16 protein-coding genes are annotated in these 16,904 nt (G+C 71.1%); 9 read left to right on the plus strand and 7 right to left on the minus strand.

What is annotated here, in order from left to right; all coding sequences use genetic code 11:
• Positions 1-51 precede the first annotated feature (51 nt).
• Genes ACQPZX_RS44205 through ACQPZX_RS44215 form a run of 3 tightly spaced genes read left to right on the plus strand, consistent with a single transcriptional unit; the run spans position 52 to position 3,349 of the window.
• A complete protein-coding gene (locus ACQPZX_RS44205) occupies positions 52-264 on the plus strand; it encodes a heavy-metal-associated domain-containing protein (RefSeq protein ID WP_433369768.1) in 213 nt (70 codons plus the stop codon).
• On the plus strand, positions 261-1,136 hold the full coding sequence (locus ACQPZX_RS44210; protein ID WP_433369771.1) for a hypothetical protein: 876 nt from the start codon (positions 261-263) through the stop codon (positions 1,134-1,136). The genes ACQPZX_RS44205 and ACQPZX_RS44210 overlap by 4 nt, the downstream gene beginning before the upstream one ends.
• Entirely contained in the window at positions 1,133-3,349 is a 2,217-nt protein-coding gene (locus ACQPZX_RS44215) for a heavy metal translocating P-type ATPase (RefSeq protein ID WP_433369774.1), read from the plus strand. The genes ACQPZX_RS44210 and ACQPZX_RS44215 overlap by 4 nt, the downstream gene beginning before the upstream one ends.
• Here ACQPZX_RS44215 and ACQPZX_RS44220 read toward each other — a convergent pair.
• A complete protein-coding gene (locus ACQPZX_RS44220; protein WP_433369777.1) occupies positions 3,324-3,935 on the minus strand; it encodes an LUD domain-containing protein in 612 nt (203 codons plus the stop codon). The two genes, ACQPZX_RS44215 and ACQPZX_RS44220, sit on opposite strands and share 26 nt — an antisense overlap.
• Before the next feature lie 89 nt (positions 3,936-4,024).
• Between ACQPZX_RS44220 and ACQPZX_RS44225 the strand changes: the two genes are divergently transcribed.
• Positions 4,025-4,639 carry a TetR/AcrR family transcriptional regulator gene (locus ACQPZX_RS44225; RefSeq protein ID WP_433369780.1) on the plus strand — a complete coding sequence of 205 codons (615 nt, stop codon included), beginning with the start codon at positions 4,025-4,027 and terminating at the stop codon, positions 4,637-4,639.
• A gap of 256 nt (positions 4,640-4,895) precedes the next feature.
• Positions 4,896-6,662, plus strand: coding sequence for a serine/threonine-protein kinase (locus ACQPZX_RS44230; RefSeq protein ID WP_433369783.1), 1,767 nt, complete (start codon positions 4,896-4,898; stop codon positions 6,660-6,662).
• Between the two features lie 53 nt (positions 6,663-6,715).
• On the opposite strand, the gene ACQPZX_RS44235 is transcribed toward ACQPZX_RS44230, so the two are convergent.
• Positions 6,716-7,063 (minus strand): VOC family protein, encoded by a 348-nt coding sequence (locus tag ACQPZX_RS44235; protein WP_433369786.1) that lies wholly within the window; start codon positions 7,061-7,063, stop codon positions 6,716-6,718.
• A 113-nt stretch (positions 7,064-7,176) separates the two neighbouring features.
• On the opposite strand from ACQPZX_RS44235, the gene ACQPZX_RS44240 reads away from it, so the two are divergent.
• Positions 7,177-8,148, plus strand: a complete 972-nt coding sequence (locus ACQPZX_RS44240) for an RNA polymerase subunit sigma-70 (protein WP_433369789.1) — start codon at positions 7,177-7,179, stop codon at positions 8,146-8,148.
• Positions 8,149-8,155: 7 nt separating this feature from the next.
• Here the strand turns inward: ACQPZX_RS44240 and ACQPZX_RS44245 are convergent, their stop codons facing one another.
• Positions 8,156-8,599, minus strand: coding sequence for an SRPBCC family protein (locus ACQPZX_RS44245; protein ID WP_433369792.1), 444 nt, complete (start codon positions 8,597-8,599; stop codon positions 8,156-8,158).
• A 95-nt stretch (positions 8,600-8,694) separates the two neighbouring features.
• Between ACQPZX_RS44245 and ACQPZX_RS44250 the strand changes: the two genes are divergently transcribed.
• Both ACQPZX_RS44250 and ACQPZX_RS44255 read left to right on the plus strand, forming a co-directional pair.
• Positions 8,695-9,057, plus strand: coding sequence for a YciI family protein (locus ACQPZX_RS44250; RefSeq protein WP_433369795.1), 363 nt, complete (start codon positions 8,695-8,697; stop codon positions 9,055-9,057).
• A gap of 13 nt (positions 9,058-9,070) precedes the next feature.
• Positions 9,071-10,264, plus strand: a complete 1,194-nt coding sequence (locus tag ACQPZX_RS44255) for an RNA polymerase sigma factor (protein WP_433369798.1) — start codon at positions 9,071-9,073, stop codon at positions 10,262-10,264.
• Here ACQPZX_RS44255 and ACQPZX_RS44260 read toward each other — a convergent pair.
• Positions 10,239-11,417, minus strand: a complete 1,179-nt coding sequence (locus ACQPZX_RS44260; protein ID WP_433369800.1) for an epoxide hydrolase family protein — start codon at positions 11,415-11,417, stop codon at positions 10,239-10,241. The genes ACQPZX_RS44255 and ACQPZX_RS44260 overlap by 26 nt on opposite strands.
• A gap of 63 nt (positions 11,418-11,480) precedes the next feature.
• Between ACQPZX_RS44260 and ACQPZX_RS44265 the strand changes: the two genes are divergently transcribed.
• The gene (locus ACQPZX_RS44265) at positions 11,481-12,452 is read left to right on the plus strand and encodes a helix-turn-helix transcriptional regulator (protein ID WP_433369802.1); all 972 of its coding nucleotides are present in this window, start codon (positions 11,481-11,483) and stop codon (positions 12,450-12,452) included.
• A gap of 11 nt (positions 12,453-12,463) precedes the next feature.
• On the opposite strand, the gene ACQPZX_RS44270 is transcribed toward ACQPZX_RS44265, so the two are convergent.
• The 3 genes from ACQPZX_RS44270 to ACQPZX_RS44280 all read right to left on the minus strand — a co-directional run bounded on the left by ACQPZX_RS44270 (position 12,464) and on the right by ACQPZX_RS44280 (position 16,829).
• On the minus strand, positions 12,464-13,498 hold the full coding sequence (locus ACQPZX_RS44270; RefSeq protein ID WP_433369805.1) for a WxL protein peptidoglycan domain-containing protein: 1,035 nt from the start codon (positions 13,496-13,498) through the stop codon (positions 12,464-12,466).
• Between the two features lie 66 nt (positions 13,499-13,564).
• The gene (locus tag ACQPZX_RS44275) at positions 13,565-15,511 is read right to left on the minus strand and encodes a fibronectin type III domain-containing protein (RefSeq protein ID WP_433369807.1); all 1,947 of its coding nucleotides are present in this window, start codon (positions 15,509-15,511) and stop codon (positions 13,565-13,567) included.
• A 115-nt stretch (positions 15,512-15,626) separates the two neighbouring features.
• Positions 15,627-16,829: a HupE/UreJ family protein gene (locus tag ACQPZX_RS44280; RefSeq protein ID WP_433369810.1), complete on the minus strand. Its 1,203-nt coding sequence runs from the start codon at positions 16,827-16,829 to the stop codon at positions 15,627-15,629.
• Positions 16,830-16,904: the final 75 nt, after the last annotated feature.

Raw genomic sequence — 16,904 nt, forward strand, 5'->3', positions numbered from 1 at the left:
ATAGCTTCCTTGGTACTGGTACCCCGTTGGGGTATTTACGAGGAGGCTGGGATGAGCGTGGTCGAGTTTCAGGTAGCCGGGATGAGCTGCTCGCACTGTGAGGTTTCGGTGCGCGACGAGGTGGGGCGGGTGCCCGGGGTGGAGGCGGTTCAGGTCAGCGCTGCGACCGGGCGGCTTGTGGTTACGGGAGGCGGCGCGGTGGAAGACGCGCTGGTGCTCGCGGCGGTGGACGAGGCGGGGTACTCGGCGGAGCGGGTCTCATGAACGCGGCGGGGAAGCTGGGGCTGTTCGGGGCGGGGGTCGCGGTGGTGTTCGGGGCGGCGTTCGCGGTGGGGGCCGTGGTGGTGCCGGACGGGGCTGTCGCGTCGCGGCAGGCGAAGACCGAAGGCGCGGGGCACGGAGAGATGGCGATGGCGGCATCTGACGTACGTGGGCTCGGGGTTGCGGCCGAAGGGCTGGAGTTGTCGCCGGTCGAGGGGCCGCAGGCGACCGGGGTGGACGGCAGGCTGGCGTTCCGGATCGTGGATGGGAACGGCGCGCCGGTGACCGGGTTTGCGACGTCGCATGAGAAGCAGCTGCATCTGATCGTGGTCAGGGCGGACGGGGCCGAGTTCCGGCACGTGCATCCGCAGATGGACCCATCGGGTACGTGGACGGCGCCTTGGCGGTGGACGGCGGCGGGGTCGTACCGGGTGTTCGCGGACTTCGTGCCGGCGGGACGGGAAGACGCCGGCAGCATCACGCTGACCCGGAGCCTGCAGGTCGCCGGCTCCTACGCTCCGATCAGTCCACGGCCGCACGCTACCGACGACGTCGACGGGTTCCACCTGGCGATCGAAGGTGAACTGACCGCGGGCGCGACCAGCGAGCTGACCGTGACGATCAGCCGGGACGGCAAGCCGGTGACGACGCTGGAACCGTATCTGGGCTCGTTCGGGCACCTCGTCGCGCTGCGCGAGGGCGACCTGGGCTACCTGCACGTCCACGCGCAGGACGGTGCGACGCCGGGACCGGCTCTCGGGTTCGGCGCGGAGGTACCGACCGCCGGGCGGTACCTGCTCTATCTGGACTTCAAGGTCGGCGGGCAGGTACGCACCGCCGAGTTCGTCCTCGACGCCGGAGGGACTTTCCGATGAGAACGGCTCAGTTCGTCGAGTTGGAGATCGGCGGGATGACCTGCGCGTCGTGCGCGGCGCGGATCGAGAAAAAGCTGAACCGGCTCGACGGGGTCACCGCGACGGTCAACTACGCCACCGAGAAGGCGAAGGTGACGGTGCCGGACGGTTTCGACCCGGCGGCGCTGATCGCCACGGTGGAGAAGACCGGCTACACCGCCGCGCTGCCGGCGAAAAGGGACCCCGAGCCGGGCGATGAGCTGAAGGAGTTGCGGGAGCGGCTGATCGCGGCGGTGGTGCTGAGCATTCCGGTGATCGCGATGGCCATGATCCCGGCGCTGCAGTTCACCTACTGGCAGTGGGCGTCCCTGACCCTGGCCGCGCCGGTGATCGTGTGGGCGGCCTGGCCGTTCCACAAAGCCGCGTGGACCAACCTGCGGCACGGCGCGGCCACGATGGACACGCTGATCTCGATGGGCACGCTGAGCGCGTTCGCCTGGTCGGTGTACGCGCTGTTCCTCGGCACCGCCGGTGAGCCGGGCATGAAGCACCCGTTCGAGCTGACGCTCGCGCCCAGCGACGGCGCCGGGAACCTCTACCTGGAGGTCGCGACGGGAGTGACGATGTTCATCCTCGCCGGGCGCTACTTCGAGAAGCGGTCGAAGCGGCAGGCCGGCGCGGCGTTGCGAGCGCTGCTGGAGCTCGGCGCGAAGGAGGTGTCGGTGCTGCGCGACGGCGCCGAGACGAAGATCGCGATCGAGGACCTGGCGGTCGGCGACCGGTTCGTGGTGCGGCCGGGCGAGAAGGTCGCCACCGACGGGACCGTCGTCGTCGGCACCTCGGCGGTGGACGCGTCGATGCTGACCGGCGAGTCGGTGCCGGTCGAGGTCGGCCCCGGCGATCCGGTCACCGGCGCGACCATCAACGCCGGGGGCCGCCTGACCGTCGAAGCGACCCGGGTCGGCGAAGGCACCCAGCTCGCGCAGATGGCCAAGCTGGTCGAGGATGCCCAGACCGGCAAGGCCGAGGTGCAGCGCCTCGCGGATCGCATCTCCGGCGTGTTCGTCCCGGTCGTGATCGCGGTCGCGTTCGCGGCGCTCGGCGCCTGGCTGGGAGCCGGATTCCCGGTCAGCGCCGCGTTCACGGCTGCGGTGGCCGTACTCGTCATCGCCTGCCCTTGTGCTCTTGGTCTGGCCACGCCGACCGCGCTGCTGGTCGGCACCGGTCGCGGCGCGCAGCTGGGCATTCTGATCAAGGGACCGGAGGTGCTCGAGTCCACTCGCAAGGTCGGCACGGTCGTGCTCGACAAGACCGGCACCGTCACCACCGGCCGGATGGCCCTCACCGAGGCGATCCCGGCGCCCGGCACGAGCCGCGACGACCTGCTGCGCCTGGCCGGCGCCGTGGAGGACGCCTCCGAGCACCCGATCGCCCAGGCCATCGCGAAGGCCGTCACCGGCGCTCTCCCGGCCGTGCACGACTTCACCAACCTCGAGGGCAGGGGCGTGCGCGGCACCGTCGACGGGCACGAGGTGCTGGTCGGACGGGAGTCGTTGCTGGACCAGCCGCTGCCGGCCGGGCTGTCCGCCGCCAAGGCCCGCGCCGAGAGCGAGGGCCGGACGGTCGTCGTGGCCGGCTGGGACGGCGAAGTCCGCGGGCTGCTGGTCGTAGCCGACACGGTCAAGCCGACCAGCGCCGGGGCGGTCGCCGGCCTCAAACGCCTCGGGCTGACCCCGATCCTGCTCACCGGCGACAACGAAGCCGTGGCGAAGCGGATCGCCGCCGAGGTCGGCATCGAGCAGGTGATCGCCGAGGTCCTGCCCCGCGACAAGGCCGACGTGATCCGCCGGCTGCAGGCCGAGGGCCGGACCGTCGCGATGGTCGGCGACGGTGTCAACGACGCGCCCGCGCTCGCCCAGGCCGACCTCGGCCTGGCCATGGGCACCGGCTCCGACGTCGCGATCGAGGCCGCGGACATCACTCTCATCCGCGGCGACTTGCGCGGCGCGGTCGACGCGATCCGGCTGTCCCGCCGGACCCTCGCCACGATCAGGACGAACCTGTTCTGGGCCTTCGCCTACAACATCGCGGCGGTCCCGATCGCGGCGCTCGGCCTGCTCAACCCCATGCTCGCCGGCGCGACGATGGCGTTCTCCAGCGTCTTCGTCGTCGGCAACAGCCTGCGGCTGCGCGGATTCGCGGCCGAGATCAGAAGCCGACGTTCTGGCGGATGAGCACCAGGTGGATGCGGCCGGGCATCTCCTGGCGGATCTCGAGCACCTTGCCGATGTAACTGCCCTGCCCGTACGTGGCCTGCGCCCGGACGTCCTCGAGCTTGAGGCTGTGGTTGACCACCCGGTCGTGGGCCACTTCGAGGTCGGGGACGATCTTCTGGGCGCCGGCCACGAAGATCACGTTGGGGGCGCCCCACGCGTACGCGGCCAGCTGGCTGCCGGACGCCGAGGCGATGACCACGGCCCCGCCGGCGGTGATCGCATGCACGCTGCCCAGCGCGTAGTCGGCGCCGCCGGCGATGGCCTTCATCTCCGCCATCTGGGTCTGGAAATCCAGCGCGAGCATGCGGTTGCGCGCCGACTCGTACGGTCCGTCGGTGTCGTTGACGGCGTCCTGGATGCCGGTCTCCTGCAGCGTGACCGAGGTGTTGGTCATCACCGACGAACCGTGCGGGATGCGCGTCAGCACGGCCTTGCGCGCGGCCTCGAAGTCGTCGACCACCTCCACGCTGAAGCCGTGCTCCTCGAGCGCGACGACCGTCGTCGCCAGCAGGTCTTCGTCGGGCAGCGTCGTGAACTGCGTCATCGGAGTCTCCTCACCATGTGATGTTGCTTCGCGTCGCAAGCATAAGCGGACTTTACCCCGCTTAGCCAAGACGTGGTTAGGATCACCGGGTGACCGAGGTGCCGCTGAGCTGGGAGCCACCGCGGCCGGAGAGGGCCGACGCCGCGCGCAACCGGCGGCAACTGCTCGACACAGCACGCCTGATGCTGGCGGAGGCGGGTCCGGACAACCTGACGATGGACGCCCTCGCCGAACGCTCCGGCCTCGGCAAGGGCACGGTGTTCCGCCGATTCCGTACCCGGGCCGGCATCTTTCAGGCCCTGCTCGACGACAGCGAGCGCGAACTCCAACAACATGTGCTTTCCGGGCCTCCCCCACTGGGTCCTGGCGCGCCGCCCATCGAGCGTTTGATCGCGTACGGGCGGGCCAGAGTCGCCTGGCTGTTCCGGAACCGCGACGTCGCTCGCTTCACGCTCGATGGGCGCCAGCCGATTCCCGGTCCCGCCCAGGCGCCGGCCTCGCAGATCCACATCCAGGTGCTGCTCCGCGAGATGAGCCTCCCCGGCGTGAACCTCGGCCTGCTCGCCGTTCAGCTGACCGCGGCCCTGGACGGCCCGCTCCTGCTCTACCTCTCCGCCGGCACCCTGACCGCCGGCCGCGACGACGCCGAGCGCGAGCTCGGCGCCGCCTGGCAGAACCTCGTCGAGCGCGTCTGCCGGCCGTAGGGCCGCTCCCGGAGACGAGCGGCTTGTCACAAGCCGTCAAATGCCCCATACCCCACCGAACCCCGCGATTACGCTCTGTGGCCTCGGTCGGGAACATGCCAAAACCCATCAGTAACAAGAAGAGTGTGCAAAATGGTGGCTGTCACGTGGGCTCATGCGTGATTTCCGGTCGTAAGATCGGGGACCGTCCCGATCAGAAGCCGTCACATTGAGTGACTGTCCACCATGACCCAAACGTCCCGAGAGCGCGCATCCCATGACGACTAGGCCCCTGCGGCCGGGCGACCCACGACGGCTCGGCGACTACCGCCTGCTCGGCCGCCTCGGCGAGGGCGGGATGGGCACCGTGTTCCTCGGGCGTGACCGGGAGGGCCGGCCCGTCGCGGTGAAGGCGATCCGGCCGGAGCACGCGAACAGCGACGAGTTCCGGGCCCGGTTCCGCAGCGAGGTGCAGCGGGCCCGCCAGGTGCCGTCGTTCTGCACCGCCGCGGTCCTGGACGCCGACCCCGACGACGACACGCCGTACCTGGTCGTGGAGTACGTGGAAGGCCCCAGCCTGCAGGAGGTCGTCGAGGAGCGCGGCCCGATGTCGCCCGGCGACCTGCACAGCATCGCGGTCGGCGTGGCGGCGGCGTTGACCGCCATCCACGGCGCCGGTGTCATCCACCGCGACCTGAAGCCGAGCAACGTGCTGCTGTCGCTGGGCCTGCCCAAGGTGATCGACTTCGGCATCGCCCGGGCGCTGGAGGCGACCACCAAGCACACCCGGCCCGGCCGCTGGGTGGGCACCGTCGACTACATGGCGCCCGAGCGGCTCGATCCCGACGTCGGCCCCATCACGCCCGCGGCCGACATCTTCGCCTGGGGCGGCGTGATCGTCTTCGCCGGCACCGGGCGGAACCCGTTCTACGGCGACACGCCGGTCGCGACCGCCGCCCAGATCCTCACCAAGGCGCCCGAGCTGCGCGGCGTGCCCCAGTCCCTGGTCGAGCTGGTCAGTCGCGCGTTCGCGAAAGACCCGGGCGACCGGCCGACCGCCAACGAGTTGCTGCAGCAACTGCTCGCGGTGAACGTGCCGCACGGCGAGGCGAGGCCGAGGCGGACGGGCGGCCGGTTCGACTCGCGCGACCTGCTCGAGCAGGTGATCGCCGAGGGCCCGCGACCGGCGCCGGCAACCAACCCGCGCCCGGTCGACAGCCCACGGGTCGACAGCCCGCGCTGGGTCGACCTCCCGGTCGACAGCTCGCCGCCCGTCAACGGCCGCGCGCCGGTCAGCGACGCCGGGCCCGGCCGCCGCCGGGCAGACCGCCGGCGTGCGCCGTCCCCCTCCCGCGTGGTGGGCCGGCGACTGACGTACGCGGTAGGCGCCCTGATGCTGGCCTCGGTGGCCGCCGCGACCGTCGCCTACGCCCGGACGACCGGCGACCCGAAGGTCGAGGATCCCGGCCCGGAGACGAAGATCGCCACGGCGACGACCTCGACCCTGCGCGGGCCGTCCTTCGCCGACCCGCTGAGCGGGCCCGGCCGGTTCCGGGAGAGCGTCGCCGAGTCCGGCAGCTGCACCTATCGCGACGGTCAGCTGCGGGCCCAGGTCAAGGGCAAGTCGACGTTCCAGTGCCCGGGGCCGGAGGACGCGTTCAGCGGGAACCAGTCGATCTCCGTACGCATGGAGCTGGCCACCGCCGACGCCTGCGGGATGGTCTGGTTCCGCTATCACGGGGACCGCGGGTATCAGCTGACCGCCTGCGCCGACCACGTGGAGCTGGAGGAGCTGAACGGGGCCCTGCTGAACTCGCTGGGCCGGACCTCGTCGAGCGTCCTGGCGCCGGGCACCGCGCACGAGCTCGACATCGTGATCTCCAACCAGCACGCCGTCGTCACCATCGACGGCAACGGCGTCGTGGAGGGCGCCGTGACCGACCCCGACCTCACCAGCGGCCGCATCCAGCTCGGCGTCACCAACACCGGCGCGGCCGCCGGCGCCGAGGTCTCCTTCGCGAACATCGACGCCCGCACCGGCTGAGCCCGCGGTGCGGGGTCCGGGGCCGGGCCCGCCGGCGCGGCCCCGGACCGTCGTCAGCCGGCGGGAACGAAGAGCGCGACCAGCCCGTCACCGGGATCGGCGATCACCACCGAGGTGCCCGCCGGGCCGGTCGTCTTGTCCCGCACGACCCGGCCGCCCAGCTCGACCGCCTGCTTCGTCGCGGTGTCCAGGTCCGGGACCAGCACGTACGGCAGCCACCGGCCGGGCGGTAGCCCGCCGCCGGAAATCACGCCGCCCCACGGCTGCCCTTCATCGGCGAACCAGGCGGCGTACCCACCGGCGCCCGGCGCCGTCTGCCAGCCGAACAGGCCCTGGTAGAACTCGGCGGCCGTCCCACCCTCGCCGCCGGTCAGGTCGAACCACACGAATGGTGCGTTCATCAGCGTCCTCTTTCGCCTCGAAGCCGGCGGCCGGGATCGGCCGCCACCCTGTTCAATCCCGTGGGCGAGCAGAACTCATCGGTGTTGTCGTACCCGGGCGTTACGGTGGCCCGGTGACAGCGCAGACGAGCACCGAGACGCTGCTGGAGGCGGCCCGTGGCGGTGACGAGATCGCGTTCCGCGAGCTGGTCGCCCCGCATCTGCGCGCGCTTCACCTGCACAGCTACCGCATGCTCGGCTCCTATCACGACGCCGAGGAGGCGCTTCAGGAAACGCTGCTGCGCGCCTGGCAGGGCCTGGCACGGTACGAGACCCGGGCGCCGCTGCGGCACTGGCTGTACCGGATCACCACCACGACCTGCCTCAAGATGATCAACAGGAGGGCCCGCGACCCGATCACGAACACGCTCGACGCGGCCTGGCTGCAGCCGTACCCGGACGTGCTGCTCGACCGGCTCGGCGACGCCGACGCCGACCCCGCCGCGATCGTCGACCGGCGGGAGACGGTGGCCCTGGCGTTCATCGCCGCGATGCAGCTGCTGCCCGGCACCCAGCGGGCGGTGCTCATCCTGCGCGAGGTGCTCGGCTGGCCCGCTCAGCAGGTCGCCGACCTGCTGGACACCAGTGTGGCCGCGGTCAACAGCGCGCTGCAGCGTGCCCGCGCCACCACCGCCCAGGCGCAGGGCGCACCGGCGCCGCCCCGCGCCGGCAGCGAGCGGGAACGCCGGGTCGTCGCCGAGTTCGTCCGGGCCTGGCACGACCGCGATCTCCCCGCCCTGGCCGCCCTGCTGCGCGACGACGCCATTCTGACCATGCCGCCGCAGGCCATCGAGATCGCCGGCCGCGACGCGGTCGTCGAGTTCTTCGCCACCGTCCCGGCCGGCGGCCGGCTCGACCTGATCCGCCTGGTCGAGATCCGGGCCAACGGCCTGCCCGCGGTGGCCGCCTACCTGCCCGGCGAGCAGGGCGACTGCCGCGGTTACGGCATCATGGTCCTCGCCCTCGACGGCGACCGGATCGCCGCGATCACCGGCTTCCCCGACGCCGGCCTGTTCCCGGTCTTCGGCCTGCCCCTCGCCCGCTGAGCGCCGCTCAGCCCTGGCTTTCGAGGAGGCGTTTGAGGTTCGCGAGGTCCTTCTGGTTGGCGCGGCGGATCGACCCGGCCATGATCGGCGCCGTCATCTTGGCGAACCCGGCCGGCTCGCCCCGGTTTCGCAAGGTCATCCGGGTGCGCGCCGGATCGACGGGCTGCCAGGTGTACGTGGTCTCCATCGGAAACGGCCCCTGCGCCGTCCGCATCACCAGCCGCTCGCCCGGCACGAGCTCGACAACCTCGTACGTGTAGGCGAGCCGGCGGCCGAGAAACCGTGCCACGAAGTCCATCCGCGAGCCGACCGTCACCGGTTCGGGGGTGCGCCACTCGACCGACTCGATGTTCACGTACCACCGCGGAGCGTGCGACGGGTCGCCCGCGTACGCCGCTACCTGCGCGCACGGACGGTCGATCACGATCTCGGTGAGCACGTCGACGGCCATGTCCACATCCTGCACCCCAAACTTTGCCGAGTGCGCGATGTCCGGATCCGGGTAGCCGGCTCCGACCATGTGTTTTCAGGAAGGGAAGGGCGCCGATGAAGTACATGATCATGATGTTCGGGGGCCTCGGGGCCTCGCTCGCGGACCGCAGTCCGGAGTGGATCGCCGAGATGCAGGCGACGATGATGCGCATGGACCGCGAGCTGCACGAATCCGGCGAGGTGATCGAAAGCCGGCACCTGACCGATCCGGCCCGGGCGACCACCGTGCGGTTCACCGGCGGCGTGCCGATCCCGACCGACGGGCCGTTCGCCGAGATCAAGGAGTCTCTCGCCGGATACTGGGTCATCGAAGGCAGTCACGAGCGGGCGGTCGAGATCGTGTCGCAGGTCGTCGCGGTCACCAGATACCCGATGGAGGTGCGGCGGGTCATGGACGAGACACCCCCGCAGGAGTAGGGCGGGCGACGGAGTGGCCGAGCCGATCGAGGACCTGCTGCGCGAGCTGGCGCCGCAGGTCCTCGGCACCCTCGTTCGGCGCCACGGCCAGTTCGACGCCTGCGAGGACGCTGTCCAGGAGGCCCTGCTCGCCGCCGCCGTGCGATGGCCCGTCGACGGCGTCCCCGACCGGCCCCGGGCCTGGCTGGCCACCGTCGCCGCCCGTACGCTCGCCGACCATTGGCGAAGCGACCATGCCCGGCGCCGCCGGGAGTCCGCGGCAGCGCTCGACCCGACCCAGCGTCCGGCCGCGGACGACGGCGGAGACGACACGCTCGTCCTGATGTTCCTGTGCTGCCATCCGGATCTGTCTCCGCCGTCGCAGCTCGCCCTCACCCTGCGCGCGGTCGGCGGCCTGACCACCGCGCAGATCGCCGCGGCGTTCCAGGTGCCGGCGGAGACGATGGAGCGGCGCATCGGCCGCGCCAAACAACGCATCCGCGAGTCCGGCAGCCGATTCAAGCTGCCCACCCCCGGCGAGCAGGCCGACCGGCTCGGTGTGGTGCTGCACGTCCTATACCTGATCTTCAACGAGGGCTACACGGATCTGACCCGGGTGGACCTCACCGGCGAGGCGATCCGGCTCGCCCGCCTCCTGCACGGGCTTCTCCCCCGCGAGGGCGAGGTCGCCGGCCTGCTCGCCCTGATGCTGCTCACCGACGCCCGCCGCGCCGCGCGCATCGGCCAGGACGGATACCTCGTTCCGCTGGACGCTCAGAACCGCGAGCTCTGGGACCGGGCCGCCGTCGCCGAGGGACAGCGGCTGCTGGCCGGGGTCCTGGGCGCCGGTCCGGTCGGGCCGTACCAGGTCCAGGCGGCCATCGCCGCGCTGCACGACGAGGCGCCCTCCGACGCCGGCACGGACTGGCCACAGATCCTCGCCCTCTACGACGTGCTCGCCCAGATCGCGCCGGGTCCGGCCGTCACGCTGAGCCGTGCCGTCGCCATCGCCATGGTCCACGGCCCCACGGCCGCCCTCGCCGCGCTCGGCACCCTCGGCCGCGGGGACCGCCCGGCCCACGGTCACCGCCTCGAGGCGGTCCGCGCCCACCTCCTCGAACGGGCCGGTGACCGCGACGCCGCCCGCGAGTCGTATCTGCGCGCCGCCCGGATGACCGCCAGCCTCCCCGAGCAGCGCTACCTCACCCGCCGTGCCGCGCGACTGTGAGGCGGAGCTTGGCGAAGAACTCCCGGATGTCGCCGACCAGCAGGTCGGGCGCCTCCATCGCGGCGAAGTGGCCGCCCCGCGGGAACTCGGACCAGTGCACGATGGTGTGTTCGAGCTCGAGCGTCCGCCGGATCGACACGTCGAGCGGGAACACGGCCACGCCGGTCGGCACGGTGGAACGCGGGCTCGCGCCCCACGCGCCGGCGTGCGCGGTCTCGTAGTAGCAGTTGGCCGAGGAGCCCGCCGTTCCGGTCAGCCAGTACAGCATCACGTTGGTCAGCAGCCGGTCGCGGTCGACCGCGTCCTCGGGCAGCTCGGCGGCCGGGTCGGTCCACTCCTTGAACTTCTCGACGATCCAGGCCAGCTGGCCGGCCGGGGAGTCGTGCAGGCCGTGCGCGAGTGTCTGCGGGCGGGTGACCTGGATCATGGCGTAGCCGGACTGCTCGAACTTCATGTACGCCAGGTGCCTCAGCCGCTCCTGCTCGGCCTCGGTCAACTCGCCCGCTCCTTCGGGGCTGACCTCGGCGAACGCGGAGACGCCGTTGACGTGCACGCCGACGACCTTGCCGGGGTTGAGCCGGCCGAGGCCCGGGGAGACGACCGCGCCGGTGTCGCCGCCCTGCGCGCCGTAGCGCTCGTAGCCGAGGCGGCTCATCAGTTCGGCGAACGCCCTGGTCACCCTGGTGGTGTCCCAGCCGGCCTCGCGGGTCGGGCCAGAGAAACCGCTGCCGGGGATCGATGGGATCACCAGGTGGAACGCGTCCGCCGGATCGCCGCCGTGGGCCCTGGGGTCGGTCAGCGGGCCGATGACGTCGAGGAACTCGACGATCGAGCCGGGCCAGCCGTGGGTCAGGATCAGCGGGAGTGCCTCCGGTTCCGGCGAGCGCACGTGCATGAAGTGGATGTTCTGCCCGTCGATCTCGGTGGTGAACTGCGGGTACTTGTTGAGCTCCCGCTCCTGGGCCCGCCAGTCGTAGCCGTCGCGCCAGTACTCGGCCAGGCCCTTGAGGTAGCTCGCCGGCACCCCGCGGCTCCAGCCGACGCCGGGCAGGTCGGTGGTCCAGCGGGTCCGGCCCAGACGGTCGCGCAGATCGTCCAGGTCGGCCTGGGGAATGTCGATGGTGAAGGGCCGAATCTCGCTGTTGTTCCGCATGCCGACAACGCTAGGCGCCGGTTAGGTCAGGTTCGGTCCTAGCTGCCTGGCAGACTTCGGCGCATGTGGGAAACCTCGGCGCGGCTGCTGCGACTGCTCTCGCTTCTGCAAACCCGGCGGGACTGGTCCGGCGCCGAGCTGGCGGAGCGGCTGGAGATCACGCCGCGCACCGTCCGCCGCGACATCGACCGGCTGCGCGCTCTCGGCTATCCGGTGCTGGCCACGGCCGGCACCGCGGGCTACCGGCTGGGCGCCGGCGCCGACGTGCCGCCGCTGCTGCTCGACGACGACGAAGCGGTCGCGGTCGCGATGGGCCTGCGCACGGCCGCCGGCGGTTCGATCACCGGCATCGAGGAGACCTCGGTGCGGGCCCTGGCCAAGCTCGAACAGGTGCTGCCGTCCCGGCTGCGCCATCGGATCAACGCCCTGCGATCGGTGACGGTTCCCATGCTGGGGGCGGGCCCGACGGTCGACCCGAGCACCCTCACCGCCATCGCCGCCGCCTGCCGCGACTCGTTGCGCTTACGCTTCGACTACCGCACCCACGACGGCGCCAGCAGCATCCGTACGACCGAGCCGCACCGCCTCGTGCACACCGGCCGCCGCTGGTACCTCATCGGCTGGGACGTCGATCGCCAGGACTGGCGCACCTACCGCGTGGACCGCCTGGAGCCGCGCACGCCCACCGGCCCCCGGTTCGCCCCGCGCACTCCCCCGGACCCCGATCTCAGCGGCTACACCTCGCGCGCGGTCTCCACCTCGGCCTACCGCTACCAGGCCCGCTTCACCCTGCACGTCAGCATGGCGACCGCGGCCGAGCGGATCGCCCCCACGACCGCGGCCCTGGAGCCGATCGACGAGCACAGCTGCACCCTGCGGGCCGGGTCCAACTCGCTGGACGAGCTGGCCATCTACGTGGCGGGCAAGGGGTTCGACTTCCAGGTCCACGAGCCGCCGGAGCTCGTCGAGCACATGCGGGCGCTCGCGGCCCGCCTGGCGGCCGCGACGGGTCCGGGTCATGCGTCCGGCGGGTGACGCCCGGCCGGTCAGCTCGCCTGCGTCTCCTTCTCGCGAAGGGCCTGCTCGACGGCTTCCTTCACGCGGGCGTCCTCGCGCGTCCTGCGGCGGGCCCGGTTACGCCGCGACAGGAACACCGCACCCACGACCAGGGCGATCACGATCACGAGCAGGACGACCAGGGTCCACGGGACGGTCATGGCGTGCACCGACGCGGTCACCGGCGGGAGCGACGATGTGGACCCGGAGGCGTCGGTCAGCAGCGGCGTCAGCGACGCCGTCACCGCCAGGTCGAAGGCGGGCGTCACGTTCTTCAGCGGAACCGAGACCTTCCACGACTCGCCCGGGAGGAGCTCCGGCGGGGCGGCGATCGACGCCGCGCCGGTGCGGAACCAGCCGAAGACGCCCTCGGCCGAGACCGCCTGCTGCGCCGAGAGGGTGGCGTTGCCGGTGTTGTGGATCGTGTACGACACCGTGGCGTGCCCCTGGCCGAACGGGTTGAGCGTGCCCTGGTAGTCGACGTGCAGGTTCTCCACCGAGAGCAGGGGCTTGAGCTCGCCGCTCACCCGCAGCTTGATGCGGATGCCGAGGCGGCGCTCGACGTTGATCTGAGCGGTGGCGTCGGGCTGGGTCAGGGTGGTGACGATGCCGCCGACGTAGTCGCCGGGGGTGGCGTTCGGCGGGATGGACACGGTGAACGGCACCTGGGCGGTCTTGCCGGGCGGCACGGCGACGGTCGCCTGCCCGCCGCGCACCCACGCGCCGACGCCGAGCTGCTTGTCGTCGCGGTTGCGCAGGTCGAGCCGGCCGGCGCCGGTGGTGAAGCCGTCGGCGGTGTAGACGTTGAGGTTCAGCGGGGTCTTGCCGCGGTTGGCCACGACCAGCTCGTCGCGCAGCGTGCCACCGGGGTTCACCGAGTAGCTGTAGCTGGAGCGGTCGTTGCCGTAGCTGTTGGACGCGGTGCGGACCGTCCAGGTGACGTCGCCCTCGTCGGCGAGGGCCGGCGGAGCCGAGGAGAAGGCCGCCACGGCGGCGAGCAGGGCGGAGACGAGGGCGATCTTCATGGGAGTCCTCAAGAGGTGTGGGGCAGGCGCCCGGGAAAGCGCCTGCCCCGACTTACAAATCCGAGATCAGCTGCTCAGCGCAGTGATCGTGAGGGTGGCCCGGTACGAGCCCTTGTCGACCTCGCCCGGGATCTTCAGATCCAGGTCGGCGCCGAGCTTGGCCGTGCCGCGGGCGTGGCCCTGGTTGGCCCAGGCGAGACCACGGGAGACCGAGAGGCCCTGGCCGTGGTCGTCGTACGCGGACGGAACCGCGCCGCTGGCCTGCGCGCCGGCGCCGGCCGTGAGCACGTACGGGCTCCAGCCGAGGTAGGCGCCGGAGAACGTCTTGCTCGCGTCCTTGAAGTCGCCCACGCTGGCCGAGATCGACCACGGCGCGAGGGAGCGCCGGCTGTCCGACACCGCGATCGGGTTGATCTTGCCGGTTGCGGCGAAGTAGTCGCCGTTGTGCTCCGCGGCGGTGCCGAGGTCCACGAGGCCGTTGTTGCCGTCGATCGTCCAGCCGAACTCACCCGGCGCGGCGGTCGGGACGTTCACCTGGATGTCCTGGCCGTCGGCGTGGTACGGGTGCACCGTCACCTTGTCGACGACCGAGCCGACCGGCTGGCCGTCCGCGGTGTTGGTGCAGCCGACGTTGCCGACCTCGACCGCCGCGTTCGGCGCCGCGCAGGTGCCGCTGCGGAGGTTCTGGATGACCAGCTTGTCGTTGCGAACCTGGACCTTCACGTAGGAGCGGACGTGCTCCTGGTTCTGGACCGAGTTGTACCAGTAGCTGCCCGGGTTGAGCGGGTCCGGGCCGTTGGTGCCGCTGGCGTCCGGGGTGGTGATGTCGTAGTACTTCGAGCCCGACGCCGAGTTGGCGGTCACGTAGATCACGCCGCCGGGGCCCGCGAAGACCTCGTCCTGGCCCGGCTTCTCGTCCGAGTTGGCCTTCACGCCGTTCTTGATCTCGTAGCTACGGGTGTAGACGTGGTCGTGGCCCTGCAGGACCAGGTCGACGCCGAGGTTCGAGAACGCGGTCGGGAAGTCGGTACGACGGACCTTGTTGTCGCTGTCCTTGGCGTGCGCGGCCGCCGAGTAGATCGAGTGGTGGTAGACGAGCACCGTCCACTTCGCCTCGCCGCCGTGCTGCTTGACCACGTCGGTGACGTACGCGACGTGGGCCGCGTCGCCGCCGCCACCGCTGGTGGTCGTGTAGCTGTTGCTGTTCAGGTCGATGAACAGCGTGTCCTTGTAGATGAACCAGTAGTCGCCGCCGGACTGGGCGCCGGCCGCGTTGCCGTTCGAGTAGTACGCGTTCGACCGGTCCGTGTTCGGCGTGTACAGGTGCTGCTCGTACGCCTTGCCGCCGACGTCGTGGTTGCCGATGGTGGCGACCCACGGGGTCTGGCGCAGCTGGTCGGGCGCGAGGAACGCGTCCCACTGCGACTCGGTGTTGGCGGTCTCGACCTGGTCGCCACCGGAGACCAGGAGCTCGGCGTCCGGGTTGGCGGCGAGCGAGACGTTCATGGTGTCCTGCCAGCCGGCCTGGTCCTTGGCCACGTTGCCGGAGGAGCCGATTTGCGGGTCGCCGTAGAACAGGAAGTCGTAGTCGCCCTCGAAGTCCTGCGTCTTGAAGGCGTACGCCGGCGACCAGTTGCCCTCGGAGCCGACACGGTACGAGTACGCCGTGTGCTCCTTCAGGCCGGTGACGGTGGCGTGCCGGTTGAAGCCACCGCTCGTGGCGATGTTGGCGGCGCCGGTCGCGGCGAAGGTGACCGCCGTGGCCGGGAACTCGCCGTTCGCGATCTCCGCGGTCGGGGCGACCTGGACCTGCTGGGCGTTGTCCGCCGAGGAGTACCAGGTCACGATCCGCTGGGACTCGTTGGCGCCGACGCCGAGGATGATGCCGGACAGGGCGGCCGTGTCGGCGGCGCTGGCCGGGGAGGCCAGTCCACTACCGAGCGCGACGCCCAGGCCCAGGAACGCCGCGGTGGCCGTGGCGACCATCCGACGACGTACAAGGCTCGTTCTCATCGGTTTCAGTTCCTCTTTTCCAGATGAGATGAGGGATGAAGCATGATCAAGCTGTCGGCGCCCGGTGAACCGAACGTGAATGATCATGTGCTTATGAATGGCTCTTCCAGGAAGCTCACAGGCCGAAGACGCGCTGCACGAACCAGATGAGACCCATAACGGACACGCCCGCGGAAATCACGCCGGTGGCCCAGAGTCCCGCCCGGGGCGAGCGCCGCCGCAGCACGAGCAGGAGCGGGAAGACGGCCGCGATGATGGCCAGCTGAACGACCTCGATGCCGACGTTGAAGACGAGCAGCGACCAGAGCAGCGTCCACGACCACGCCGCGTCGATGCCGAGCGCGCCGGCGAAGCCGAGGCCGTGCACGAGTCCGAACAGGAACACCACGCCGAGCCGCGACCACCCGGCGCGGTCGAGGCTGAAATGGCTGTGACCGGCGGTTTCCAGGTCGGTCACGTGGTCGCCGCGCCGCCAGAGGCGGAACAGGTACCAGCCCGCGACCACCGCGATGGAGAGCGCGATGACCGGCTCGACGACCCGGGCCGGCACGTCGACCAGGCCCAGCGCGGCCAGCATGAACGTGATCGAGTGGGCGAGCGTGAAGCTGGTGGCGGCGAGCACGATCTCGCGCGGCCGCCGGGAGCCCGCGATCAGCGCGAGCAGGAACAGGATGTGATCGATCCCGGTCAGCAGGTGCTCGGCGCCGAGTCTGAAAAACTCCCAGAAGCGCTCGTACCAGGTCTGCGCGGTGGAGAAGGACGGCGTGCCGGCGTCGAGCGCGGCGCTCCCGGAATGGGCGTCCATCTCGTACGTGACAATGGTTTTGGTGCCTTTGACGTAGCCCTCGGAATCGGGGAAAAGGCGGGCGCTCGCCTCGTGCGCGTCGGCGCGGGGACACGCCCAATCCAGGAGAAGCGTCGTGTACGGGACGCCCTCGCGCACACCCATCGTGAAGTCGCCGGTCCGCGTGGCCGTGCAGGCCTGGCCGTCCACGGAGACCGTGAACCGATCGGTGACGTATTTGACCGCGTTGCCGGCATGCGAATTCAGCGCCGCGGCCATCTCCTGGTCGTCGCGGTCGTCGAAGGCCGCGGTGCCGGCGCGGAAGAGCGGGTCGTCCTTCAACGCGTCGGCGGTGGAGACGATGTACAGGTCGTACTCGAGCTCCAGCTTGGTCGTCACGTGCCCGTCGTCACCGCTGGTGACATCCGCGTAGACAACCGAACTGAAGCCGTGCGCGGAGGCCGGCGCCGCGCCGAGAAGAACCATCCCCAGGAAGGACGCGAGCAGGACGGCCGTGCGAACAGGGCGTGACATGGAGCTCCTTACGTAAGCCAGTGCACGCTGCACGCCCCGGGTTAACGGAAGTCGGCTCGCGAGCGAACCGCTGAA

It is taken from the genome of Actinoplanes sp. CA-142083, assembly GCF_050942195.1.
GTDB lineage: Bacteria > Actinomycetota > Actinomycetes > Mycobacteriales > Micromonosporaceae > Actinoplanes.